The 24715-nt window shown below is 69.7% G+C and carries 26 protein-coding genes; 20 read left to right on the top strand and 6 right to left on the bottom strand.

The features are described 5' to 3' along the window. Positions 1-24 precede the first annotated feature (24 nt). Positions 25-612 carry a dCTP deaminase gene (gene dcd, locus GN153_RS15020; RefSeq protein WP_159904223.1) on the bottom strand — a complete coding sequence of 196 codons (588 nt, stop codon included), beginning with the start codon at positions 610-612 and terminating at the stop codon, positions 25-27. 37 nt (positions 613-649) lie between these two features. Beyond that, positions 650-1291 carry a YIP1 family protein gene (locus GN153_RS15015; RefSeq protein ID WP_159904222.1) on the bottom strand — a complete coding sequence of 214 codons (642 nt, stop codon included), beginning with the start codon at positions 1289-1291 and terminating at the stop codon, positions 650-652. A gap of 98 nt (positions 1292-1389) precedes the next feature. Between GN153_RS15015 and pth2 the strand changes: the two genes are divergently transcribed. The 6 genes from pth2 (at position 1390) to GN153_RS14985 (ending at position 6063) form a co-directional block, all read left to right on the top strand. Then, positions 1390-1728 carry a peptidyl-tRNA hydrolase Pth2 gene (gene pth2, locus GN153_RS15010; RefSeq protein ID WP_159904221.1) on the top strand — a complete coding sequence of 113 codons (339 nt, stop codon included), beginning with the start codon at positions 1390-1392 and terminating at the stop codon, positions 1726-1728. 67 nt (positions 1729-1795) lie between these two features. Next, positions 1796-2524: an archaeal proteasome endopeptidase complex subunit alpha gene (gene psmA, locus GN153_RS15005; protein ID WP_159904220.1), complete on the top strand. Its 729-nt coding sequence runs from the start codon at positions 1796-1798 to the stop codon at positions 2522-2524. Continuing rightward, positions 2524-3204 (top strand): archaeal proteasome endopeptidase complex subunit beta, encoded by a 681-nt coding sequence (gene psmB, locus GN153_RS15000; RefSeq protein ID WP_159904219.1) that lies wholly within the window; start codon positions 2524-2526, stop codon positions 3202-3204. The genes psmA and psmB overlap by 1 nt, the downstream gene beginning before the upstream one ends. 106 nt (positions 3205-3310) lie before the next feature. After that, on the top strand, positions 3311-3511 hold the full coding sequence (locus GN153_RS14995) for a hypothetical protein (RefSeq protein ID WP_159904218.1): 201 nt from the start codon (positions 3311-3313) through the stop codon (positions 3509-3511). A gap of 210 nt (positions 3512-3721) precedes the next feature. Further along, positions 3722-4930 (top strand): acyl-CoA dehydrogenase family protein, encoded by a 1209-nt coding sequence (locus GN153_RS14990; protein ID WP_159904217.1) that lies wholly within the window; start codon positions 3722-3724, stop codon positions 4928-4930. After that, the gene (locus GN153_RS14985; RefSeq protein ID WP_159904216.1) at positions 4927-6063 is read left to right on the top strand and encodes an acyl-CoA dehydrogenase family protein; all 1137 of its coding nucleotides are present in this window, start codon (positions 4927-4929) and stop codon (positions 6061-6063) included. Before GN153_RS14990 ends, GN153_RS14985 begins: the two co-directional genes overlap by 4 nt. A 511-nt stretch (positions 6064-6574) precedes the next feature. Here the strand turns inward: GN153_RS14985 and GN153_RS14980 are convergent. Next, positions 6575-8086 (bottom strand): class I adenylate-forming enzyme family protein, encoded by a 1512-nt coding sequence (locus GN153_RS14980; RefSeq protein WP_159904214.1) that lies wholly within the window; start codon positions 8084-8086, stop codon positions 6575-6577. Positions 8087-8686: 600 nt separating this feature from the next. On the opposite strand from GN153_RS14980, the gene GN153_RS14975 reads away from it, so the two are divergent. From GN153_RS14975 to GN153_RS14930, 10 genes are all read left to right on the top strand, one after another. Further along, positions 8687-9820 (top strand): acyl-CoA dehydrogenase family protein, encoded by a 1134-nt coding sequence (locus GN153_RS14975; protein WP_159904213.1) that lies wholly within the window; start codon positions 8687-8689, stop codon positions 9818-9820. 474 nt (positions 9821-10294) lie between these two features. Continuing rightward, positions 10295-11302 carry an NAD-dependent epimerase/dehydratase family protein gene (locus GN153_RS14970; RefSeq protein WP_159904212.1) on the top strand — a complete coding sequence of 336 codons (1008 nt, stop codon included), beginning with the start codon at positions 10295-10297 and terminating at the stop codon, positions 11300-11302. An 82-nt stretch (positions 11303-11384) separates the two neighbouring features. Further along, positions 11385-12155 (top strand): SDR family NAD(P)-dependent oxidoreductase, encoded by a 771-nt coding sequence (locus GN153_RS14965; protein ID WP_159904211.1) that lies wholly within the window; start codon positions 11385-11387, stop codon positions 12153-12155. Positions 12156-12204: 49 nt separating this feature from the next. After that, positions 12205-12627, top strand: coding sequence for a nucleoside 2-deoxyribosyltransferase (locus GN153_RS14960; protein ID WP_159904210.1), 423 nt, complete (start codon positions 12205-12207; stop codon positions 12625-12627). A gap of 94 nt (positions 12628-12721) precedes the next feature. After that, positions 12722-14296 carry a class I adenylate-forming enzyme family protein gene (locus GN153_RS14955; RefSeq protein WP_159904209.1) on the top strand — a complete coding sequence of 525 codons (1575 nt, stop codon included), beginning with the start codon at positions 12722-12724 and terminating at the stop codon, positions 14294-14296. A gap of 43 nt (positions 14297-14339) precedes the next feature. Then, a complete protein-coding gene (locus GN153_RS14950) occupies positions 14340-15035 on the top strand; it encodes an SDR family NAD(P)-dependent oxidoreductase (protein WP_159904208.1) in 696 nt (231 codons plus the stop codon). Between the two features lie 83 nt (positions 15036-15118). Next, positions 15119-15853, top strand: coding sequence for an enoyl-CoA hydratase/isomerase family protein (locus GN153_RS14945; RefSeq protein ID WP_159904207.1), 735 nt, complete (start codon positions 15119-15121; stop codon positions 15851-15853). A gap of 70 nt (positions 15854-15923) precedes the next feature. Next, positions 15924-16457, top strand: coding sequence for a GNAT family N-acetyltransferase (locus tag GN153_RS14940; RefSeq protein ID WP_159904206.1), 534 nt, complete (start codon positions 15924-15926; stop codon positions 16455-16457). 202 nt (positions 16458-16659) lie between these two features. Next, positions 16660-17367: a hypothetical protein gene (locus tag GN153_RS14935; protein WP_201287927.1), complete on the top strand. Its 708-nt coding sequence runs from the start codon at positions 16660-16662 to the stop codon at positions 17365-17367. After that, positions 17367-18539, top strand: coding sequence for an inorganic phosphate transporter (locus tag GN153_RS14930; protein ID WP_159904202.1), 1173 nt, complete (start codon positions 17367-17369; stop codon positions 18537-18539). Before GN153_RS14935 ends, GN153_RS14930 begins: the two co-directional genes overlap by 1 nt. Before the next feature lie 4 nt (positions 18540-18543). On the opposite strand, the gene GN153_RS14925 is transcribed toward GN153_RS14930, so the two are convergent. After that, the gene (locus GN153_RS14925) at positions 18544-19473 is read right to left on the bottom strand and encodes a hypothetical protein (protein WP_159904200.1); all 930 of its coding nucleotides are present in this window, start codon (positions 19471-19473) and stop codon (positions 18544-18546) included. 429 nt (positions 19474-19902) lie between these two features. On the opposite strand from GN153_RS14925, the gene GN153_RS14920 reads away from it, so the two are divergent. The 4 genes from GN153_RS14920 to GN153_RS14905 all read left to right on the top strand — a co-directional run bounded on the left by GN153_RS14920 (position 19903) and on the right by GN153_RS14905 (position 22821). After that, complete coding sequence (locus GN153_RS14920; RefSeq protein ID WP_368372797.1) at positions 19903-21315, top strand: TrkA family potassium uptake protein; 1413 nt, start codon at positions 19903-19905, stop codon at positions 21313-21315. 182 nt (positions 21316-21497) lie between these two features. Next, positions 21498-21677 (top strand): DUF5786 family protein, encoded by a 180-nt coding sequence (locus tag GN153_RS14915; RefSeq protein WP_159904198.1) that lies wholly within the window; start codon positions 21498-21500, stop codon positions 21675-21677. Then, on the top strand, positions 21674-22228 hold the full coding sequence (locus GN153_RS14910; RefSeq protein ID WP_159904196.1) for an endonuclease dU: 555 nt from the start codon (positions 21674-21676) through the stop codon (positions 22226-22228). Before GN153_RS14915 ends, GN153_RS14910 begins: the two co-directional genes overlap by 4 nt. A 23-nt stretch (positions 22229-22251) precedes the next feature. Then, the gene (locus tag GN153_RS14905) at positions 22252-22821 is read left to right on the top strand and encodes a uracil-DNA glycosylase (protein WP_159904194.1); all 570 of its coding nucleotides are present in this window, start codon (positions 22252-22254) and stop codon (positions 22819-22821) included. Here GN153_RS14905 and phnE read toward each other — a convergent pair. Together phnE and GN153_RS14895 are read right to left on the bottom strand one after the other, a co-directional pair. Then, positions 22818-23822: a phosphonate ABC transporter, permease protein PhnE gene (gene phnE, locus GN153_RS14900; protein ID WP_159904192.1), complete on the bottom strand. Its 1005-nt coding sequence runs from the start codon at positions 23820-23822 to the stop codon at positions 22818-22820. The genes GN153_RS14905 and phnE overlap by 4 nt on opposite strands. Next, positions 23819-24703, bottom strand: a complete 885-nt coding sequence (locus GN153_RS14895) for a phosphonate ABC transporter ATP-binding protein (protein ID WP_159904190.1) — start codon at positions 24701-24703, stop codon at positions 23819-23821. The genes phnE and GN153_RS14895 overlap by 4 nt, the downstream gene beginning before the upstream one ends. Positions 24704-24715: the final 12 nt, after the last annotated feature.

The raw sequence follows: 24715 nt of genomic DNA, 5'->3' as shown, positions 1-24715 counted from the left end.
CCACGCTCGCAGGGCTCGCGGTCCTCATTGGTCGCCTCCGAACTCGCGGTCCCCCTGGATCTTCGAGGCCTGGGGCCCGGACTGGCCCTGGTACTTCGAGCCCCGCTCCTCCCCGTAGGGGCGCTCGGCGGGGTTCTTGAGTTCTGTAAAGGTCAGCTGGGAGATGCGCATCCCCGGCGTGAGCGCGACCGGTGCGGTCCCGAGATTCGAGAGTTCGAGCGTGATCTGGCCCTGGTATCCGGGGTCGGCCAGGCCGGCAGTTGCGTGCACCACGACCGCCAGCCGGCCCAGGGAGGAGCGGCCCTCCACGTGGGCGATCAGGTCGTCCGGGATGGCGACGCGCTCGCGGGTCGTCCCCAGCACGAAGTCGCCGGGGTGGAGGATGAACTCCCCACCCTCGTCGACGACAGTCTCCTCGACGTACTCCTCGACCTCCTGCTCGCTCTCGGGGTGGATACAGGGGATGTTGGCGTGCTGGAACTCCAGGAACGTCCGGCCCAGCCGGAGGTCGACGCTCGCTGGCTGGACCTGCAGGTCCAGGTCCCCCAGGGGCTCGATGACCAGGTCGCCCTCCTCCAGGCGCCGGAGGATGTCCCCGTCGGAGAGTATCATACGCCACCCAACCGCCCGGCGGTCCTAAAGTCCCCGGTCACGCCCCGAGCGCGACCACCAGCCCGAGGAGGACGGTCACCGCCACGGCGGCGGTCGCCTGCCCGCCGTCCATGTCGTGTGTCCGCTCGAGGCCGGCCACCCAGATGACCCCCTGCCAGAGCAGGACGGCGACGACGGCGAGCGCGCTGGCGCCGCCGACGGCCCCCCGGAGCGAGCCGAGCTGTCGGGCGGCGGCCTCCGCCGACCCGGCCTCGCCCACGGCCAGCAGCGTCGCGGCGACCGTCGCCACCGGCACGAGCAGGGCGACCGGCGACGACCGGGCCACCACGAACAGCGTGTCGCCGAACGTCCCCCACCCGTGTGCCACCTTTGCCGGCACGTGCAGGACGGCGCTCACCAGCAGCCAGTTCACGAACACCAGCACGCCGAGGACGAGGCTCGCGCCGAGGACCTCCCCGGCGACTGCCGACACGGCCTGACCGACCCCGACGCCGTCGTCGAGTGTCGCGACCCGGACGCCGACCAGCAGGAGGCCGACGAACACGACGAGGACGTGGGCGACGGCGACCAGAGCGACCACGCCGAAGCCGACACCGGACCGCGGGGACCGGTCGGCGAAAAACGACCACGGGGAAAGCAGCGTCTGCCGGAGCGTCGCCGTCGAACTGTGGAGGGCCATGCGGGGGTCTGGTCCGCCCGGGAAAGTAATCCCTTCGGCCGCGTGGGGCGGCTACAGTCGATGGGCACGCATTTGTGCCCGGCGCACCCAGCGGAGGTATGAAACAGGCCATCGTCGCGCGGGCGGACCTGGGGATGGGCGAGGGAAAACTCGCCGCGCAGGTGGCCCACGCCGCCCTCCAGGCCGCCGAGGACGCCGACGCCGGTGCCCGCCGGGAGTGGAAAGGCGAGGGCCAGAAGAAGGTCGTCCTGCAGGCCGACGGCGAATCCCAGCTGTTCGAGCTGGCCGACGCCGCCGAGCGGGCGGGCCTCCCCCACGCCGTCGTCCGGGACGCCGGCCACACCCAGCTGGAACCCGGCACCGTCACGGCGCTGGCGGTCGGGCCGGCCCGCGACGAGGACGTCGACCGGGTCACCGGCGAACTCCCCCTCTACTGAAAGGCCTATATAGGTCTGTCCCTTACCGGAAGTAAGCACACCGCACGGTGTGTAACCGGTTTCGACAATGCAAGACAACCAACAGCAGGCGTACGACCGCGGGATCACGATCTTCTCGCCGGACGGGCGCCTCTACCAGGTCGAGTACGCCCGCGAGGCCGTCGAGCGCGGGAGCGCGACCGTCGGCGTGCGGACGCCGTCGGGTGTCGTGCTCGCGGCCGACCGCCGGGCGCGCTCGCCGCTGATCGAGCGGGACAGCATCGAGAAGATACACGCCGTCGACGACCACGTCGCGGTCGCCAGCGCCGGCCACGTCGCCGACGCCCGTCAGCTGGTCGACTTCGCGCGCCGCCAGGCGCAACTGGACCAGCTCCGGTACGACGAGGTCATCGGCGTCGAGACGCTCACCAAGCGCGTGACCGACCACATCCAGCAGTACACCCAGACCGGCGGCGCCCGCCCCTTCGGCGTGGCGCTTTTGGTCGCGGGCGTCGAGGACGGCCAGCCCCGGCTGTTCGAGACCGACCCCTCGGGCACCCCCTACGAGTGGCAGGCCGTCGCCATCGGCGGCGGGCGCGACGAGATGCAGTCGTTCCTCGAGGAGGAGTACCGCGAGGGGATGGACCTCTCGGGCGGGGTCGACCTCGCGCTGGAGGCGCTGGCGGCCGACGCCGAGGTCGACGCCGCGGGCGTCAACGTCGTCACCGTCGACGTCGAGAGCGGCAGCGTCGAGCCCCTCTCCGACGACGAGGTCGCGGCCCACGTCGAGGAGCTCGGCCTGGGAGGTGAGGAGTGATGCGCGAGTTCCCCGACGCCCACGAGCCCGAACTCGGCTCGCTGCCCGAGCAGGAGGGCGACCGCGACGAGGCGACGGTCAACAAGACCGGTACTACCACGGTCGGCCTGACGACCGCCGACGGCGTCGTGGTCGGGACGGACCGTCGGGCCTCGCTCGGCGGCCGTTTCGTCTCCAACAAAAACGTCGTGAAGGTCGAGCAGGTCCACCCGACGGCCGTGCTGACGCTGGTGGGCTCGGTGGGTGGCGCCCAGTCCTTTATCCGGACGCTGCGCTCGGAGGCCAACCTCTACGAATCCCGCCGGGGCGAGCCGATGTCGATCAACGCGCTGGCGACGCTGGCGGGTAACTTCGCCCGTGGCGGTCCCTTCCTCGCCATCAACCCCATCCTGGGCGGGGTGGACGACGAGGGCAGTCACGTCTACAGCATCGACCCCGCCGGCGGCGTGATGGAGGACGACTACACCGTCACCGGCAGCGGGATGCAACTCGCCTACGGTGTCCTCGAGGGACAGTACGACCCCGAGATGTCCATCGAGGAGGCCCGGACGCTGGCCGCACAGGCGATCAACGCCCCCACCGAGCGCGACACCGGCTCCGGCAACGGGCTCGCGCTCGCGACCGTCACCGGCGACGGCGTCGAGGTCGAGACCTTCGACTCCGTCGACGACGTCCTGTAGCCGGCCCTCGCTTTTTGCGGCGGGCTGCGTCCGTTCGCCGGACGGACCGTTCGTACCCGCTCACCGGGCAACCGCTTATGCCGCTGCAGCCCCGAGAGAGGGTAGCATGGGACTCGGCCCGATGAGCCCGCACCTGTGGCTCAAAGACGAGATCGCCCGCGAACTGCTCGAGGAAGCCGACGAGGACCGACGCGGCGAGCGCCGGCGACGGCTCCCCGACGGCCGCCGCGAAGCCGGTGACCCCTCCTTTCTGAGCGACAGCGAGACCGACCACGAGGTCCTGACCGGCGAAGCCCGCCGGGACTGAGCCGTTCGGGACCGGCGCTCTTCGGTCGCCGACGCGGCGGGTCCGACTCTCGGCGCGTCCGGGGCGTCCCGCTTTCGACGCCCCGGGGGGTACTCGTTCTCGATGCTCCGAGTCGACCGACCGGGGCGTCTGACGGCCGTCCCGGCCCCAACAGGTCGGCAGACCGAGAGAGGTAGAACTTTGTGGGACCGTTACGACGTATCATACCGCATGGACTTCGAGTACACAGCGGAACAGGAGCAGTTCCGGGAGGAGCTCCAGGAGTGGCTGGAGGAGAACCTCCCGGACGGCTGGACCGAGGGGGACCGCGACGTCCCCGACGACCAGGACGAACGAGAACAGTTCCTCCGGGACTGGCAGGCTCGCCTCTACGAGGGTAACTGGGCGGGGCTGCACTGGCCCTCCGAGTACGGTGGCCGGGACGCGTCCCTGATAGAGCAGACCGTCTACCGCGAGGAGACGGCGAAGTACCACACCCCACAGCAGATCAACGCCATCGGGATCAACTTCGTCGGTCCGACGCTGATGGAGGTCGGGACCGACGAACAGAAGGAGCGATACCTCTCGAACATCCTCAACGGCGAGGAGGTGTGGTGTCAGGGCTACTCCGAGCCCGGGGCGGGCTCGGACATCGCGAGCCTCACCACCCGCGCGGAACGGGACGGCGACGAGTTCCGGATCAACGGCCAGAAGATCTGGACCTCCTACGCCCACTACGCCGACTGGTGTTTCCTGGTCACCCGGACCGACGACTCCGGGCTGAAACACGAAGGGATCACGACCATCCTGGTGGACATGGACCAGGAGGGCGTGAGCACCTCGCCGATCCACCAGGCCAGCGACGAGGAGGGGTTCAACCAGATGTACTTCGACGACGCGGTCGCCCCCGTCGAGAACGTCGTCGGCGAGGTCGACGAGGGGTGGGACGTCGTGATGACCCTCTCGTCGTTCGAGCACGGCACGACTCGCATCTTCTCGATCGAACAGCGATACAAGGACATCCTGGAGTACTGCAAGAACAACACCCGCAACGGTCAGCCGCTGGTTCAGGACCCGGTCGTCCGCCAGGAACTGGCCGACCTCGACAGCCGGATCCAGGCCGCGAAGGTCAGCCACCTGCGCAACGTCTCCAAGCAGATGGAGACGGGCATGCCCGGCCCCGAGGGGTCGATGGACCTGGTGGTGGCCGACGAACTCGCCAACGACCTGGAGAACTTCGCGGTGAACATCCTCGGTCCCGAGGCGGCGCTGTGGGAGGACGGCCCCGAGGACGGCCAGTGGGTCCGTGACTACCTCCAGACCTACGGGTCGTGGATCGCCGCGGGCACCGGCGACATCCAGCGCAACATCATCGGCGAGCGCGTGCTGGGGATGCCCAAAGACGACAAGAGCCAGACCAGCCACAGGGAGGAATCATGAGAGCCAAACTCACCGACGAGCAGGAGCGCATCCAGGAGACCGCCGAGGACTTCCTCGAGTCGAACGGCGGCATCGAGTTCGCCCGCCGCGAGATGGAGGGCGAGGACGTCGTCGACGAGGTCTGGGCCGAGATCTCGGACCTCGACTACCCCGCGGTGACTGTCCCCATCGACCACGGCGGCCTCGGCGAGGGGATGGTCTACCTCTCGGCGCTCCTGGAGGCGACGGGCCGGTACGCGATGCCCGGCCCGCTTCCGGAGACCGCTGCAGTGGGCGCTCCGCTGATTGCGGACCTCGGCGACGAGGACCAGAAAGACGAGTACCTGCCCGCCGTCGCCGACGGGGACTGTCGGCTCTCCGTTGCGGTCTACAACGACCGCAACGAGTCGCTGCCGGCGGCCGTCGGCGCGGACGGCGAGGTCGCCGAGGACGGTTCGGTCACTATCTCGGGGACGAAGACGCTGGTTCCCTACGCCGACGCGGTCGACGAGGTGGTCGTCGCGACCCGGACCCGCGAGGCCGGCGGCTACGACGGGGTCACCCTCTGTCTGGTCGACCCCGAGAGCGAGGGCGTCTCGGTGGAGGCACTCGACAGCCTCGACCGGACCCGGCCGCTGTACGACCTGGAGCTTGACCTGACGGTTCCGCCCGAGCGCGTGCTCGGGCCCGCCCACGGCGGCGGCAGCGCCCTGGAGCGGGCGGCCGACCGCTTCACGGTCGCCAGCTGTGCGATGCTCGTGGGGGCCGCGGACCGCGCGGTCGACATGTCCGCGGAGTACAGCACCGAGCGCACCCAGTACGGCCAGCCCATCGGGAAGTTCCAGGCCGTCAAACACCGGACGGCGGACATGTGGATCGACATGCAGAGCGCCCGCTCGCTGACCTACTACGCGGCGTGGGCGCTGGACGCCGACGACCCCGACGCGACCCGCGCGGTGTCGGCCGCGAAGTCCTACGCCGCCGACCGGCTCCACCGCGTGTTCGGCGACGACATGTGGAACCACGGCGGCACCGGCTTCACCTGGGACCACGACGCCCACATCTACCTCAAGCAGGCCAAGGCCTGGCGGAACTTCCTGGGCACCCCCGAGGAACACCGCGACCGGCTCATCGAGGCCCGCCTCTCGGAGTAACGTCGGTCCGACGAGAGCGACCGCCATTTTTTCGGCTGTAACAGCTTCAGTCTGGCGCGCGCTGTCGCGGCTCCGGCCGCGACAGCCGCCGTGCGAGGGATGAGGAGCACAGGAGCGAACGGAGTGAGCGACGAGCACCGCAGTCGGTTGGGGAGGTGTGTGGCGTGCGTTGCGCGAGCGAAGCGAGCGCAACGGGACGCGAGCGGCGAAGCCGCGAGCACGGGCGGGACTGAAAGGGGCGGGCGCCTGGACGACGGCGGGCGTTCACGGCGGCGCAGCCGCCGTGAGCTCGGGAGAGCAAAGCTCTCCCGGTGACGCAAGGACCGCAACGAACGCAGTGAGTGAGGACCGCAGCGAGCGCGAGGTCGACCGAAGGGAGACCTCGGCCTGCTCGAACGGTGACCGCAGGGAACCGTGAGAGCCCCCCGAGTCCAGGCGTCCGGGGCTTTCTAGCTCTCAGGCTCGAACTCCGAGAATCAAACACCACAACCCGAGCAGAAGACGACGGACTCTAGGCGAACTCCTCGCGCAGCGACACCTTGTCGATCTTCCGCGTGGAGGTCTTGGGGAGTTCCTCGACGAACTCGACCTCGCGGGGGATCTTGTAGTCGGTCAGCCGCTCCCGGCAGTGGGCCTCGACCTCCCCGGCGGTGGGCCCGTCACCGGAGCGAACGATGATCGCCGTCACCGTCTCCCCAAGCCGGTCGTGGGGAATGCCGACGACGGCGGCCTCCGCGACCCCATCGAGTTCGTAGATGACCTCCTCGACCTCCCGGGGGTAGACGTTCTCGCCGCCGGTGATGATCATGTCGTCCCGGCGGTCTTCGACGAAGAGGTGGCCGTCCTCGTCCATCCGGCCGATGTCACCCGAGCGCAGCCACCGCTTGCCCTCGCGCTCGACGAAGGCCTCCTCGTTTTTCTCGGGCATCCGGAAGTAGCCCGGCGTGACCGTGTCGCCGTGCCAGAGGAACTCACCTTTCTCGTCGACCCCGACCTCCCGGCCGGTGCTTGGGTCCTCGATGCGGACGTCGACGACCTCCTCGGCGACCGGCCCGATGCTGCCGGCCTTTCGTACGTTCTGGTCGGGGGTGTTGATCGCCGCCAGCGGCGTCGTCTCGGTCATGCCGTACCCCTCAAGCAGCGTGCAGTCGAAGGTCTCCTCGGTGGTCTCGATGCGCTCTCTGGGCATCGGCGAGCCGCCGACGCCGATCACCTCCAGCGATGAGGTGTCGTACTCCTCGGCCAGCCCCGACTCCAGCAGGTCGATCAGCATCGTCGGTATCAGGAACGTGTAGGTGACGTCGCGGGCCTCGATGGTCTGCAGGGCAGTCTCGGGGTCCCACTCCGGCAGCAGGTGGTCGGTCGCCCGCATCACCACGAACGGCGTCACCGTGATGTTCAGCCCGGAGACGTGGAAACAGGGACAGACCGTCAGGCCGACCTCGTCCTCGCCCCAGCCCATGTACCGCACCAGGCCGCGGGCGTTGGTATCGAGGTTGCCGTGGGTGTGCTTGACACCCTTCGGCCGGCCGGTGGTCCCGCTGGTGTAGACCAGTTCGGCGAGTTCGTCGTTCTTCCGTGGGTGGACGTCGTAGTCGCCGGCCGCACTCGCCACGAGGTCGGCGTAGTCGTGCCCCCGCTCCCCGTTGGCGACGACCATCTCGAGGCCCTCGACGTCGAGGCCGGCGATGACGTCCTCGAACTGGCCGGCGGTGACGACCGCCACCGCCCCCGAGTCGTTCAGGACGTACTCGACCTCGTGGCCCTGGAAGCGCATGTTGATCGGGAACGGGACCGCACCGCGTTTCATCGCGCCGAAGTAGGCGGTCACGAAGGCCACGCTGTTCGGAAGGTAAAGCGCCACACGGTCGCCGGGCTCGACGCCCAATTCGGCGAGCGCGTTGGCGACGGCGTCGGTCTCGGCGGCCAGCTCCCCGAAGCTGGTCTCGCGGCGGTGGTCGGTCAGGGCGGTTCGGTCGGGGGCGTCTCGCGCCGCGACATCCACGTAGTTCGCGAAATTCATATCCCGCTATTCGGTAACATCCCACTTAATTGTAGGCCCGGCTTCGCGGTCGGGGGGGCCCGCGGGCCCGAGTGGCCGGCCGACGACCGCCGCTGGGTAGTGGTTAGTTACGGGGGATTCGGGAATGAGAGCCGCGAACAGCAAGAAAGCCCCCGCTCGCTCGGCTATTCCGACTCGCTGCGCTCCTCAGTCGCTTTCGCTCCTTGCGGTGCTTACGTCGTCTCAAGCGCCGAGCGAGCGGCCCCTTTCAGTCCCGCCCGGCCTGGAGAGCCAGAGTGGGCGGGACTGAAAGGGGCGCCCTGTTCGACGACGGTCGGAAATCGCGCTGCGATTTCCGAGCACATCAGAAATCGGAGATTTCTGAGGACGGCGGGTGACGCAAGGACCGCAACGAACGCAGTGAGTGAGGACCGCAGCGAGCGCGAGGTCGACCGAAGGGAGACCTCGGCCTGCTCGAACGGTGACCACAGGGAACCGTGAGAGCCCCCCGAGTCGAACAGGCCGGGGCTTTCTTGCTGGACTGAACCCCGAATCTGCTAAACCAAACACCACCCGCCGCTGGCTGCAAACAGTTAACACGCCCCTGTCCCACCACGGCGTATGGTCGATTTCTCGTTGACGGAGGAGCAGCGGGCGGTCAGAGACACGGTCCGGGAGTTCGCACGCGAGGAGGTCGAACCGGTCGCCCGCGAGCACGAGGAGAGCGGCGAGTGGCCCGAGGAGGTCTGGGAGAAGGCCATCGAGGCCGACCTCGTCGGGCTCGGGATCCCCGAGGAGTTCGGCGGCGCGGGGATGGGGCAGGTCGAGGCGGCCATCTTCGCCGACGAGGTCGCCTACGCCGACGCGGGGATCCTCGCGGCCATCGGGACCTCCTTCGGGACGCGGATGGTCACCGAGTACGGCACCCGCGAGCAGAAGGAGTGGATCCTCGAGGGCGTCGCAAGCGGGGACCTGGTCGGCGCACTGGGCAACACCGAGCCCGAACACGGCAGCGACGCCGCAAACATCGAAACCACCGCCGAACGGGACGGCGACGAGTACGTCATCGACGGCGTGAAGACGTTCATCACCCACGGCTCGATCGCCGACTACGTCCTCACGATGTGTCGGACCGGCGGCGAGGGCCACGGCGGGATCTCCGCGATCATCGTCGAGACCGACCGCGAGGGCTTCGAGGTCGAGCGGGAGATCGAGACGATGGGCTGGAACGCCTCGGACACCGCACAACTCAGATACGACCGGGTCCGGGTCCCCGCCGAGAATCTCGTCGGGCAGGAGAACCGGGGGTTCTACCAGCTGATGGAGTTCTTCGAGGAGGAGCGGGTGGGGATCGCCGCCCAGGCGCTCGGCATCGCCCGGCGGTGTCTCGACGAGGCAAAGGAGTACGTCGGGGAGCGCGAGCAGTTCGGCCAAACCATCGGCGAGTTCCAGGCCGTCCAGCACACCATCGCAGAGATGGCCGTCAAGGTGGAGAACGCGAAGCGACTCACCTACGACGCCGCCGCCCGCGTCGACCGCGACGAGAAGCCGACCAAACTGGCCAGTATGGCGAAGCTCTACGCCTCCGAGGTCGCGGAAGAGGTCGCCAGCGACGCCATCCAGCTGCACGGCGGCAACGGCTACACCCGCGAGTACCCCGTCGAGCGCCAGTACCGCCACGCGAAGATCTACCAGATCGGCGAGGGCACAAGCGAGATCCAGAAGAACATCATCGCCGGCGAGCTGCTTGACTGAGGCGGGGCGCGGTCAGTTGCGAGGTGACCGACGGGTGCCCGGGCGGGCAGTTCCACTGTGAGTCGAGAGACGGGTGCCGACCGATACAGAGGGCGAATACAGCATCTAATACCGTCCATTACGCGAGTCCCGAGGTACCCTTGACGTGGATACCCCCGCGTCTCCGAGGAAAGATTATACCAACGTGAGCTAAGAGAGTGTATGGCACCTGAATCACATGGGACGATTGCACTTGGACTAGGGCTCGGAAACGCACTCGGCGCCGGGACAGGGACTGCCATCGGCGCGGTCACTGGCGACCTTCCGTTCTGGTTGGGGATGGGAATCGGTCTCGGGTCAGCTGTGGGAGCGGCCATCGGTGTCTCCTTCACCCGTGATGGAGGCTCCGGCCGGACTGATACACCAGAGCGACCGGATTCCGTCTGACCGACTCGCGGGAAACACCTATCCGGGAGGGTGCCGTTGCCGGTGGTCGTGCACGCACTCCTCATCGGCGGCACGCGCTTCATCGGCCGCCACACGGTCGACGACCTGCTCGCCCACGGCTACGACGTGACGCTGTTCAACCGCGGGAACAGCGAGAACCCCTTCGCCGACCACGGCGACGTGACCCACGTCACCGGCGACCGACACGACCACGACGCGCTGAAAGCAGCTCGGGACGAGGCCGACCCCGACGTCGTCATCGACTTCGTGGCGATGGCGCCGGCCCACGCCGAGACGGCAACGGAAGTGTTCGCCGACGTGGACGCCTACGTGCTGGTCTCCTCGGCGGCCGCCTACGCCCGCACCGACGTCCCGATGCGCGAGGACGAGACTCCCCTCCACGAGTACACGGAGGAGCACGCCCCCGACGACCCCGCGGACGCGATGGACGTGTCGGTCTCGGAGTCCTACGGGCCCCGGAAGGCCGAGTGCGACCGGGTCTGTTTCGCCGCGGCCGAGGAGGGCGTGAACGCGCTCGTCGTCCGCCCGACCTACGTCTTCGGCCCGTACGACTACACCGAGCGCTACGACTACTGGGTCGACCGGGTGGCCAACCACGACCGCGTGCTCGTCCCCGGCGACGGCGACGCGCTCGCCCACCAAGCCTACGTCGAGGACGTCGCGAGCGCGCTCCGGGTCGTCGCCGAGGAGGGGACCCCGGGCGAGGCCTACAATGTCGCGACCCGCCGGGAACTCCCGGTCGACGAGCGCCTCCGGACCATCGCCGACGCGCTCGACACGGAGGTCGAGGTAGTCCACGCCAGCGAGCGCGAACTCGGCGCCAACGACCTCACGACCTTCGACTTCCCGCTCGTGCTCCCGGTCCCGGTGCTCGCCGCTACCGACAAACTGGCCGCGCTGGGCTGGGAAGCGACCGACAACGAGACGGCCATCGACCGGACCGTCGAGGAACACCTCGAGAGCGACCGGACGGGGCGGGCACACGGGCCGGACCGGACTGTCGAGGAACAAGCGATCGAGGCGCTCGAGGACTGACTGCCGGAGGGTCCGCCCCTTCAACCCCTCACCGATCCGTCATTTCGACAGGCCCAAGCGGGCCGGCCGCGACGTGGGGCGCATGCCAGGACGCGTCGACGGCGAGACGGCGGTCGTCACCGGAGCAGCACAGGGGATCGGCGAGGCCATCGCGCGCAAGCTCGGGGCGGAGGGCGCGGCCGTCGTCATCGCGGACCGCCAGGCCGAAAAGGCCGAGAGCGTGGCCGCAGACCTCCGAGACGAGGGCGTCGAGGCCCTCGTGGTCGACTGTGACGTGACCGACCGCGGGGACACCGAGCGCATGGCGGCCCGTGCCGAGGAGGAGTTCGGCGGGGTGGACATCCTCGTCAACAACGCGGGGGTCGGCTCGGCGGGCTCCTTCGAGGACCTCGAGCCCGACGCCTGGGACCTGGTGCTCGACGTCAATCTCACCGGCCCGTACAACTGCTCGCGGGCCGTGGTGCCGGGGATGGTCGAGCGCGGCCACGGGCGGATCATCAACATCTCCTCGATGGCCGGCCGGAACATCTCGTATCACGGCGCGGCAAACTACACGGCCTCGAAGTGGGGACTGGTCGGGCTCACGAAGCACATGGCCTGGGACCTGGGCGAGCACGGAGTCACGGTCAACGCGGTCTGTCCCGGCGCGACCGAGACCGACCTGACGCGGGAGGGGACCACCGAGGCCGAGCGCGCCGAGACGACCGAGAAGATCCCCCTTGGCCGGTGGGCCGACCCCGCCGACCAGGCCGAGGCCGTCCTCTATTTCGCGGCCGACTCGGGGGAGTTTACAACCGGCACCGTGCTGGAGGTCGACGGCGGCCAGCAGCTCGCCCAGCGCCACGAAATCTGAGGCAGTCCGGAAGCGAAGGGTACTCGGCCACGCCGCCGGGAGCGGGTCCATGGACATCTTCTTCAGCGGCTCGATCCGCGGCGGCCGGGACGACGCCGCGCTGTACCGGGAAGTCATCGACATGCTGGAAGGGCACGGCGATGTCCTCACGGAACACGTCGGCGCCGAGGACGTCGAGGCAAAGGAGGCGGCGGTCGGGCTCTCCGACGAGGACATCTACCAGCAGGACGTCGCGTGGCTCCGGCAGGCCGACGCCGTCGTCGCCGAGGTGACGACGCCGAGTCTGGGCGTCGGCTACGAACTCGGCCGCGCGGTCGCCTGGGGCAAGCCCGTGTTGTGTCTCTACCGGCCGACCGGCGACCACGAGCTCTCGGCCATGGTCCGGGGCAACGACGACGTGACCGTCGAGGAGTACGCCGAGCCCGACGAACTGAAGCCGGTGCTCGCGACGTTTTTCGACCGGCAGGCGTAGGCCGTGGCCGAGCCGTCCGTGACGGGCGCGTGGGGTCGACCCCGACCGCCCGCATGGTCAACTGTTATGTCCCCGCAGTTTGTGGGTTGGTAGCATGGATCCAGTCCCGGCTGACACGCTGTTCGAGGAGCCCTACGACGGGAGCGTCGCCAACCTGCTGACGCGCACGGTCGACCAGTTCGCCGACCGGGCCGCGGTCGTTCACGGCGAGGAGACACGCACCTACGAGGAGTTCGGCGAGCGGGTCCGCCGGGTCGCGGGTGGACTCCACGACATGGGTCTGGAGCCGGGCGACCGGGTCGTCGTCCACCTCCCCAACGGCCTGGCGTACTGCGAGACCGTCTGGGCCTGTGTCCACGCGGGCGTGGTCGCCTCGCCGAGCAACCCGCAGTACCGCCGCCGCGAACTCGAGTATCAGCTCGACCACTCCGACGCGAGGGCGGTCGTCACGAGCGGCGCGGGCGAGGAGCACGCCGCCCCCGTCGCCGAGGAACTGGGAGTCGAGGTCGTCAGCGCGGACCCCGACAGCGACCACCTCACCCTCGGTGAGCTGGCCGAGCGCGGCGAGCCGACGCTCGTCGCCCGCGAGGATGAGGACATCATGCTCCAGCCGTACACCTCGGGAACCACCGGGAAGCCAAAGGGCGTCCTGCATACCCACCGGAACTACCGGGTCCAGCTGGCCCACAGCATCGCGAGCTACACCGCCGGCCCGGTCCGCGGCGACGCGCTGGTCGTCCTGCCGATGTTCCACCTCACGGGGAACAACCAGATGCTCGCGGGGCTGACGACCGGGCGGACGCTCCGGCTGCTCCGGGCCGACCAGTGGGACCCCGAGCGGGCGCTCGACGTCATCGCAGAACACGACGTGCCCGCCTTCGGCGGCGTGGCGACGATGTTCGTCGACCTCCTGGAGACCTACAAGGCAGAGCCCGACCGGTGGGACCTCTCGACGTTCGTGCGCGCCGGCCAGGGCGGGACGAAACTTCCCGAGCCGGTCCACGAGGAGTTCGAGGAGGTTTTCGACGTGAGCGTCACGGAGGGGTACGGCCTCACCGAGACGACGGCCGCGACCCACACCGTCCCCGCATCGACGCTCGGGGACCGGGTCGGGAGCGTCGGCCAGCCGGTCGGCCACGTCCGCTCGAAGCTCGTCGACCCCGAAACCGGCGAGGAGGTCGACGGCACCGGCGAGGAAGGCGAGATCCTCGTCAAGGGACCACAGGTGATGGAGGGGTACTACAACGACCCCGAGGCCAACGAAGCGGCCTTTACCGACGAGGGCTGGTTCCGGACCGGCGATATCGCCGAACGCGACCGGGACAATTACTACTACATCAAGGGCCGGGAGAAGGACATGATCCTCACCGGCGGCTACAACGTCTACCCCGCCGAGGTCGAACAGACGCTGTACGACCACCCCCAGATCCACGAGGCGGCCGTCGTCGGCATCCCCGACGAGCGCAAGGGCGAGACCGTCGCGGCGGCCGTCTCGCTGGCCCCGGACAGCGACCTCGGGCCCGACGACATCCGGGAGTACGTCCTCGAGGAGCTCGCCCCGTACAAGCACCCGCGCGTGGTGGAGATACGCGACGGGCTCCCCAAGACCGGGAGCGGGAAGATACGGAAGGTCGACCTGCGGGAGCAACTCGCCGAGCACCGGGAGTGACGCCGCCCGGAGCTTTATACGGCGAGTCGACGAGATTCCGAACATGACATCGACAGCGGTCATCGCGGGGCTCGGCCCCGGCTTCTGCGAGGAGTTCGCCTGGACGCTCGCCCGCGAGGGACACCCCGTCGGGCTGTTCGCCCGCAGCGAAGACTACCTGGAGACGTTCGCGGCGGAGTTGCGCGAGGAAGGCCACGAGGCACACGCGGTCCCGGCGGACCTGACCGACCCCGAGGCGGTCGCCGAGGGGATCGAGGAGGTCCGCGCTGAACTCGGCCCCGTCGAGGTGCTCGCTCACACCGCGAGCGCGGCCACGAGCGCGCCCGACGACCCGCTCGACCCCGGCCGCGTCGAGAAGATGTGGCGCCTCTACGCCCACGCCGGCCTCCTCTGCTTCCGGGAGGTGGTCGATGACCTGCAGGACCGGGAGGGAACAGCCATGTTCTTCGGCGCCAGTCCCCGCGGCGGCGACGTCGCCTTCAAGAGCGGCAAGGACGCCACACGCGGGCTGGCGCGGGCGCTGGCCGACGAGTATCCGGCCGTCCACGTCGCCCACGTCGTCATCGACGGGGTCATGCTCAATCCCGACGTGCGCGAGAGCCTGGACGAGGTCACGGAGAGCGAGTACATCGACCCGGCGGCGGCCGCCGAGACCTGCTATCACCTCGTCGACCAGCCCGCCCGCGCGCAGACCTTCGAACTGGACCTGCACGCGACCGAGCGGACCGTCACGCACTGACGCGGCCGGGCAGCACAGGAAAGGTCCGGAGCGCGCCGGCCGCTGTCGGTAGTTATATCCACCCGGCAGAACCCACACCGGTCATGGCAACAGACGGCCCCAACGACCACGTCTCGCTGGAGGTGACCGAGGGCGTCGCGCACGTGCGCCTGGAGGACCCCGACAACTACAACGTCTTCTCGCTCCCGCTCGCGGAGGACCTGCTCACCCACCTGCTCGCTGTCGACGACCGGGAGGACGTCTCGGCAGTCGCGCTGACCGCCGAGGGCGACGCCTTCTGTGCCGGGCTGGACATCGACGTGCTGACCGGCGACGACCCCGGGGCACGCGAGCGGCTGCTCGGCTACCTCGACGCCGTCGGCAGCTGGCTGTACACCAGCGAGTACCCCGTGGTCGTGGGCGCCCGGGGTCCGGCCCCCGGCGCGGGCGCCATCCTCGTCTCGAAGGCCGACGTCCGGGTGCTCGGTGAGGGCGCCGAACTCTGGTGGCCCGAGATCCAGTTCGGGCTGAAAGCCTACGGCGAGGCCGCCGACCTCGTTGCTGCCGTCGGCGCGCCGAAGGCCACCGAGATCATGCTCATGGGCGAGGACGCGAAGGTCACAGCGGAGGAGGCCCGCCGGCTCGGCCTCGCGAACCGGGTCACCGCCCCCGACGAGGTCGACGGGACGGTCCGCGAGATGGCCGCAACCATCGCCGGCTACGACCAGGACGGGCTCGTGGGCGAGTACCTCGAGGTCATCCAGCACGCCCGCCGCGAGCTGAACGGGGCGAGTACGGTCCACGCCGAAGCGCTCGAGACCGATATCGACCACCCCTGAGCAGCCGGGGTGTGTGGGTCCTTGGAGGCCCGACCGGTGGCTTTTCACCGCGAGGCGCCGAGCCGCCGGCATGGTGACCGTTCGACCCGCCACGCCCGCGGACGCGCCGGGAGTCGCCCGGGTGCACGACGCCGCGCTCCGGGCCCAGGGGGCCGACCGCTACTCGGATGCCGAACTGGACGCCATGGCTCCCCCGGACCGCGACCCGGCGGCCGTCGACGGGGCGATACTGGCCCGCGAGGAGCGGTACGTCGCCGTCGCCGTCACCGAGGCTGACAGGAGTGATGGCGGCCAGGTCGTCGGCACCGGCGGCGTCCACCTCGCGGACGGCCGGCTGCTGGGGGTGTTCGTCCATCCCGACCGGGTTGGCGAGGGCATCGGGAGAGCGCTGTTCGAGGATGTCGAGGCGCGTGCCAAAGCGGCTGGGCTCGACGGCCTCACGATCCACAGCGCCCTCAACGCCGTCGGGTTCTACGAGGCCGTGGGCTTCGAGCAGGTAGAGGAGGCAAGCGGCAGAGCGTCGTCGGAGGCCGGCGGGCCGCTCGGGTCGTACGACACGGAGACGACGGACATCCGGGCACGCGTGCTCCGGAAGGAGCTGTGAGCGCAGGGGTCGACAGCGAGCGTCCCCGGTGTCGGTCCTGACTGCCCGTCCGCGGCCGGGTCAGGAGAGCGGGGCTCGGCCGCGCTTGCCAAGGTATTTGAGCCGAGGGCGGCTCTATCAACGTACACGTGTATTCTCTACCATCGAGCGGATGGCGAACCGGTCCCGGCACGGCGCGGTCCGGAGCTGCGCGGGAGGAGCTGTGAACCCGAACCGGGTTGACTCGCTCGTCGACCTCGGGTACGGACTGCTGATCGCGGTCTCGGTAGGCCTGATCCTGGTCGTCGGCGACGACGTCGGATTGGCCTTCGGCTTCGGCGTCCTGATCTCGTATGTCGTGCACGTCGTCTGGAAGATGGCGCGGTTCGACCCCGACTGGATGACCACCACAGTCAGGGAGACCGTCGAGGAGGCTGTCGACGACAGCGTCGAGCAGAAAGTCGGTGAGACGGTCGAACAGACCGTCGGCGACACCGTCGAGGAGACCGTTCAGGAGGCTGTCGGCGAAACGGTCGGCGAGAGTGTCGAAGAGGCCGTCGACGAAACGGTCGAGGAGAAGGTCGGCGAAACCGTGGAGCAGACGGTCGGCGAGACCGTGGAACAGACCGTCGACGAGAAAGTCGGGGAGACGGTGGAGGAAACCGTCGAGGAGAAAGTCGGCGAGACCGTCGAGGAGACTGTCGGCGAGACTGTCGAGGAAACCGTTGGCGAGACCGTCGAGGAGAAAGTCGGCGAGAGCGTCAAGGAGGCTGTCGACGAGACAGTCGAAGAAAAGGTCAGCGAGACGGTCGAAGAGACCGTCGAGGAGACTCTCGAAGAGCAGATCGACGGGGGAGACGGCGACGGGACCGACGAGGACGGTGGGACGGGCGACGAGGACGGCGGAGAGGACACGAGCGGGGGCAGGTGATGGTCGAGCCGCTGCTCGTCGTCGGCGTTCTCGTCGCGATGTTCGTCGCGTACAACATCGGTGGGGCGACGACGGGACCGGCCTTCGGGCCGGCCGTCGGCGCGGACGCGATCTCGAAGACGGTCGCCGCGGCGCTGATGGGCCTGTTTTTCTTCATCGGGGCGTGGACCGTCGGGCGAAACGTCGTGACGAAACTCGGGACGGAACTCGTCCTCGACCCCGGCGTGTTCACCCTCGAGTCGTCGATCGCGGTGCTGTTTTTCATCGGGATCGCCCTGCTCGTCGGGAACCTCTTCGGCGTGCCCGCCTCGACGTCGATGACCGCCGTCGGCGCCATCGCGGGGCTCGGGCTCGCCGGCGGGGTGCTGGACCTGGCCGTCATGGGGGAGATCGCCATCTGGTGGGTCGTCTCGCCGATCATCGGCTTCTGGGTGTCGCTGGTCATCGGACGGTACTTCTACGCCCGGCTCAACCGGATGGTGGCGATCGAGCGGAGCACGGGCCCGCTGCTGGAACTCGACCGGTCCGGCGCCCTCCCGGTCCCGCGGCTCCATCCGACGACCAATCGCCGGGAGCTCGTCGGGACGGTCACCGTCGTCGGGATCGGCTGTCTGATGGCCTTCTCTTCCGGCACTTCCAACATCGCAAACGCCGTCGCGCCGCTGGTTGGAAGCGGGGAGCTGGCGATGAACCCCGCGATCATCCTCGGGGGCGTCGCGGTCGCCGTCGGCGCCTTCACGATCGCCCGGCGGACCCTGGAGACGATGGGCAGCGACATCACGGAGCTGCCGCTGACGGCCGCGATCGTCGTCGCCTCCGTGAGTTCCGCGCTCGTCATCTTCCTCTCCGCACTCGGCATCCCCGCGAGCTTCGTCGTGATCGCGACGATGTCGATCATCGGGCTGGGCTGGGGCCGGGCGACGCGGCCGGTGACCGTTCCCGAGGCCGTCTCCGCCGAGAAGTCGACGCCGGTCACCGTCGACGCGCTGGCCGTCGACGAGGAGGGCGAACAGCTCCCGCCCATCGGCGAGGAAGACCCCGAGGAGGTCGCCGGGACTGCACAGCTGTTCAGCCCCGCCACGACCGCCCGGGTCGTCCTGATGCAGAACGTCGTCCCGGCGATCGCGACCGTCGGCGCCTACCTCACGTTCCGGTTCGTCCCGCTGTTCTGAGGCTTTACAGGTCGTCGACCGCCTCCAGGCGGTCGGCGTACTCCGGCATGCGGACGAAGTCGACGGTCACCCAGTAGTCCCCGCCCTCGTACGCGACGAGCCACTCGCCCTCCCGGCCCTCGACGAACAGCGCCGGCTCGGCGACGAGTCTGTCCGCCACCCCCTCGAACCCCTCCCGGGCCTCGTAGACCGACCCCTCGTCGCGGACGGACGCGAAGAAGTCGCGCTCGGTCCCGCCCAGCCCGGAGAGTGCGACCCGGTGGCGCGAGCGCAGGGCCGCGCCGAAGGCCGCCAGCGTCGCGGCCCGCTCGCGTGCGGTGTAGCGGAACACGGGAAGCGTCACGGTCTCCTCGCTGACCTCGATACTCGCGGGCCGGCCACCGACCCTGACCACGTCATACCGGGGCTCGGGAACCAGCGCCGACCGGTTTCGCTCGGCGGCCGTGTAGTGGTGCTGGACCGTCACCGCCGGCAGAGGGTGGTCATCCTCGACGGCCCGCTCGACGGCTCGCCGGACGTCCCCGAGGCGGTCGCGGTCGAGGTCGGGCAGCTCGTCGAAGGTGGCGTCGACCGCGCGGCCGTCGTCGTGGACAGTGACGGAGATGGCGTATTCGGTCCGGGTCTCCTCCCGGCCGGTCGCGGTCCATTCGAGGTCGTACACCGCCCCGTCGTGGACGACCGGCCGGTCCGGGTCGAAGGGCGGGTCGTCGCCGGACTCGGCCGGGCGGTCGGTGCCGCCGTCGACCGCCCCGGCGACCAGCGAGCGGTGACCGTGCCGGTCGGGCTGCAGCGTCGCCCGCTCGGCGACTGCGCGGTCTGTCGGGACCGGGTCCACGAACATCGCGACGTCGGGGTCGGCACACCCGGCGAGCGCACCCGCGACCCCGACGGCACAGGTGGCCAGGAACTCGCGTCTGGGGAGGGCAGTGTCCATACGTCCACCGCCAGCCGTACGCTATAAAATCCCGGACCGGTGTTTCAGCCCCGGAGAATCCGGGTCGAACGCGGGGGACGGCAGCGGCGGTGGCGGCGGAACGACCGCCGGGGGCGCGAAACGTCCGGCCGAGCGCCGGCGTATCGGCTCCAGACACCGGACTTATGCCTCGGCAGCGAGTTCGGTACGGGAGTGAGCGAGTTCGTCCCCGACTCCCTCAGGCTGCGGAACCTGACGAAACGCCAGCGTCTCCTCGGGGTGTTCGTGCTCGGGCTCGCAGTCATCGTCGGGACCTACACGGTCCTGTACAACCTCGGGATGCAGTTCTTCGAGGGGCGTCCGCAGTCGGTGTTCCGGTCGTTCCAGACGGTCACCGAGACGATGACGACCACGGGCTACGGTGCGGACTCGCCGTGGGAGACGCCGGTGATGAACGTCTTCGTCGTGGCGATGCAGCTGACGGGTATCGTCATCGGCTTCGTCACGCTGCGGGTGCTCGTGATCCCCCTCTTCGAGCGGGCCCCCCTGAACCTCGACGACCGCCTCTCCGCGAAAGACGACCACGTCGTCATCGCCGAGTACCAGCGCGACACCGGCGTCCTACTGGACGAACTCGAGGCCCTCGGGGTCAGCTACGTCCTCGTCGAATCCGAGTCGGAGGAGGCGAAGGCCCTCTCCGACGCCGGTTACCAGGCGATCCACGGTGACCCCGAGACCCGCGCTGACCTGGAGCGGGCCAGCATCGCGAAGGCGTCGACGCTTATCACCGACGCCGGCGACCGAACCGCGAGCATCGTCCTCACCGCCCTGGAGGCGAACGAGGACCTGCGGGTGATCTCCTTTACCCCCTCGCTGCGCCGGAAGGCCGCCCTCGCCGAGGTCGGCGTCGACCGCAGCGTCTCCCCGGACGCGCTGATCGGCCAGCGCCTCGCGGAGAAGGCCACCCTCTCGGTGGCCGTCGAGGAACCGACCGACGAGATCGTCATCCGGGAGGTGCTCATCCGGCGACACAGCCGGCTCCACGGCGTCCGGATCGCGGACTGCCCGGTCGTGACAAACCCCGACCTCACGCTGGTCGCGGGCTGGTTCGACGGGGAGTTCCACCTCCCGCCCGACCCCGACGACCGGATCACCCCCAACACCGTCCTCGTGGTCGCCGGCCCCGCGGGTGCCGTCGAGAGGGCCGCGAGCCAGGCCGCCGGCGTCCGCACGGCCCGCTCGGGGAGGCAGTCGAGCGTCGTCGTCGCCGGCTTCGGCGAGGGCGGCCGGGCGGCCGTCGAAGCACTCCCCGAGGACGTCAGCTACACGACGGTCGACCAGTCCCCGGACTCCGGGGCAGACGTCGTCGGCGACGTCACCGAACCGGAGACGCTCCGGGCGGCCGACATCGAGGACGCCTCGGCGCTGGTGGTCACCGTCGACGACGACGCGACCGCGCTCCTGACCGTCGCGATGGCCCGCGCACTCTCCGACGACGTCGAGGTCCTCGCCCGCGTGACCGACGCCGAGAAGGCGTCCCCGGCCTTCCGGGCGGGGGCGGACTACGTCCTCTCGGTCCAGCGGGTCTGTGCCCGCCTGGTCGCCGCCGAGGTCCACGGCGAGCGGGTGATGGACCCGGTCGGTCAGATCCGCCTGGTCCGGGCGTCCAGCGCGCCCTTCACCGGGCAGTCCCTCGCCGACATCCGCCGCCAGCGCGACCGCGGCTGGACGGTCGTCGCCACCCTCCGCGACGGTGGCGTCCTCACCGACGCCGCCACGACCGTCGAGGCCGGCGACGAGGTGTTCGTCGCCGGCAGCGACACGGCGATCGCGGAGTTCGAGCGGACCGTCGACGTCGACTGATACTGGTGGCTGTAACGCGTTCGAGAGAGTCGCCACCTCGGGGCGGGGACATTCGTCACAGGCGGACAGCCGACAGTACGAGCCGGGGCCGCTGTCGCGACTCCCGGTCACGTCGCCGTACTGTGAGATCTATTCACACATCCCGAGCGATTTTTGACCCTGACACACCAACGACACCGTGTATGGGGTTCGGGAGTTACGACGAATCCGAACAGGAAAACCAGGAGTACGACGCCGACTACGACGAGGACGACGGGGTGTCGGCCGAAGAGAACGCACACGACGGTGACGTCGAGTTCGAGTTCACCGCCTCGAACGACGAACTCCTCGACCGGCTCGAAGACATCAAGGACAACACGTGAAAGCCGGGGTCCGCGCCCTCGGCGTGGCGGAATCCTACACCGGCTCGCACAGCACGGTCGCGGGCGCAGTGGTCCGCGCCGACCGCGCCGTCGACGGTCTCGTCTTCGACCGGTGGACCGTCGGCGGTACCGACGCGACCGACACCGTGGTCGCTCTCCTCCGCCGCCTCGACCGACCCGACGTCCGGTACCTGTTCCTGTCGGGTATCGCCCCCGCCTGGTTCAACGTGCTCGACCTCCACCGGGTCCACGACGCGACGGGGCTCCCGACGCTGTCGGTCTCCTTCGAGGACAGCCCCGGGCTCGCCGACGCCATCCGCCGGGAGTTCGAGGGCCCCGCCCGCCGTCGCCGGCTGGCGACCTACTACGCTCAGCCCGACCGCCGCCGCGTCGCCCTCGACGGGACGGCCTGCTGGGTCCGGGCGGTCGGCTGCACCGAGCCTGCCCGGGTCGTCCGCGCGTTCACCCCGGAGGGCGGCCGCCCGGAGCCGCTCCGGGTCGCGCGCCTGGCGGCCCGCGCGGCCGACGCGGTGCCGTCCGGTGACTCTTAGTCGCGCCCGCCCCTCGCGGCGGTATGGACCCTGACGTGACCGACTGCGAGCGGTGTCCCGCGCTGGTGAAGTCGCGCTCGCGGATCGTCAACGGGACCGGGCCGGCGGACGCCGACCTGCTCTTTGTGGGCGAGGCCCCCGGCGAGCGCGAGGACGAGCGCGGCGAGCCCTTCGTCGGCCGGAGCGGGGAGGTCCTCGACGAGGGGCTTCGAAAGGCCGGGCTGGCCCGGGCGGACGTCCGGATCACCAACTGCGTGCGGTGCCGGCCGCCCGACAACCGGGACCCGCACATGTCCGAACTCGAGCACTGCCGGGAGCACCTCCAGGCCGAACTCGCGGCCGTCGACCCCGTTCTGGTGGTCGCGCTGGGAAAGGTGCCCGCCGAGCACCTGCTCGACCGGGACGTGGCGGTCACGAGCGAGGCGGGCACGGTCCACGAGGCCGACCTCGACACGGTCCGGCGGGTGCTCGTCTGCGTCCATCCGGCGGCGACGCTGTACGACCGGAGTCAAGCGGAGACGTTCGAGGGAGCGCTCGCGACGGCCGCCGACTACGCCGGCGACGGCGGCCAGTCGACCTTCGGGGACTTCTAGCTTTTCTCGCCCTTGTCGCGGTCCAGCCCGAGCCACTTGCCCGGCGAGGCGAGGTCGCGCAGGCTCTGGAGGAAGCCCTTGCCCTCGTGTTCGCTGGGGCGGAGCCGCGCGCGGATGCGCGAGGAGAGCAATTCGATGGAGAGGACGACGATGAAGATCATGATGATCCCCGCGGCGGTGTTCTGGAACTGGAACAGGTCCTGCTGGTTGCGGACGTACAGCCCGAGCCCGCCGGCCCCGACGACGCCCAGCGAGATGGCGATGCGGGTGTTGATCTCCAGGATGTACAGCGTCCAGGCGATGTAGGAGCGGGAGACCTGGCTCAGCATGCCGAAGCCGACAGTCTGGGCGCGGGAGGCGCCGGTCGACTGGATCGCCTCGATGGGTCCCTCCTCGATCTCCTCGAGTTCGTCGGTGAACAGCCGTCCGAGGTTGCCGACCGTGTCGGTCGCGATCGCGAGGACGGCCGTCGCCTGGCTGGGCGGGCCGAACGGAACGAACAGGAAGATCCAGACGATCGCGGGGATCGCCCGGATGGCGCTCATGATCCCCCGGAAGATGAAGTTGAAGGGGAAGGGGGTCACCTGCTCGCTGCCCAGCACGCCGAGAAGCAGCGCCGGCAGGAAGCCCAGCACCGTCCCCAGGAAGCCGAGCAGCAGCGTCACGACCGCGGCGCGGACGAGGCTCAGCCGGGGCGAGCCGAGGCTCTCGGCGACCCGGCCGGGGTCGGAGAAGCTCGCCCAGATGCCCTCGAGCCCCGTGATGCCGTTGTCGGTCGTGTAGATGGTCATCGCCTCGAAGTTCGGCGGGAAGAAGGCCGCGATGAAGTCGACGAAGTTCGGGAAGCCGTCGATAATCTCGTCGACCTCGAAGTTCACGAATCCGAGGCCGAAGTAGGTGACCACGAGGACGGCCACGAGCAGCCCGAGCGCCAGCCCCTGCTTGAGCCGGCGGGAGCGTTTGAGCTTCCCGAGCTGGGCGTCTACCTCGGGAATGCTCACGAGCCGTCACCCCCGACCGATTCCGGGGAGTCGGGCGCTTCGGCCGCCTCCGCAGTCGCGGGGGGGTCCGCCGACCCTGCCGGGGGCGTGTCGGCGGTCCCGCCGCGCTCGGCCGGGTCCGGCGGGACGTCCCCCGCCGTGGAGACCGCCTCTTCGTCGGCGCCCTCGCCGTAGTAGATCTCGTCGACGACGTCCATCGTCAGGTCCTCCCGGTCGCCGTCGAAGACGACCTCGCCGTCGCGGATGCCGAGAAAGCGGTCGCCGAACTCCCGGGCGATGTTCACCTGGTGGAGGCTGGTGATCGCCGTCAGGTCGCGCTCCTGGGCGGCCTGTTTCATGTAGCCCATCACGTCCCGGGCGGCCTTGGGGTCGAGGCTGGCGACCGGCTCGTCGGCCAGCAGGAGGCTGGGCTGCTGGACCAGTGCCCGGGCGATCCCGACCCGCTGTTTCTGCCCGCCGCTCATCGAGCCGGCGCGCTGGCCGGCCTCCCCGAGCAGCCCGACCGTCTCCAGCGCCTCGAGGGCCGCTCGCTTGTCGTCGGTGCGTTGCCAGGTGAGGATGCTCCGGAAGAACCCGTTGCGCGCGAGCGCCCCGGTGAGTGCGTTCTGAAAGGCGCTCATGCTCTCGACGAGGTAGTGTTCCTGGAACACCATGCCGACCTCCTTGCGGGCGCCGCTCGGCACCTCGCCGTTGATCTCCACGACCCCTTCGGTGGGCTGTGTCAGCCCGTTCAGCACCCGGAGGAGCGTCGACTTTCCCGCTCCGGACGGTCCGAGGAGGATGACGAACTCTCCCTCCCCGATCTCGATGTCGATATCGCGGAGCGCAACGGTGTCCTCACCGTAGACCTTGGTAACGTCGTCGAACGTGACGGCGGGCATAGTGAGTGCTTG

Origin of the sequence: Salinirussus salinus (assembly GCF_009831455.1) — an archaeon.
Classification (GTDB): domain Archaea; phylum Halobacteriota; class Halobacteria; order Halobacteriales; family Haloarculaceae; genus Salinirussus; species Salinirussus salinus.
Note: the sequence above shows the minus strand (reverse complement) of the source record. Positions and strands in the feature narration are given on the sequence as shown.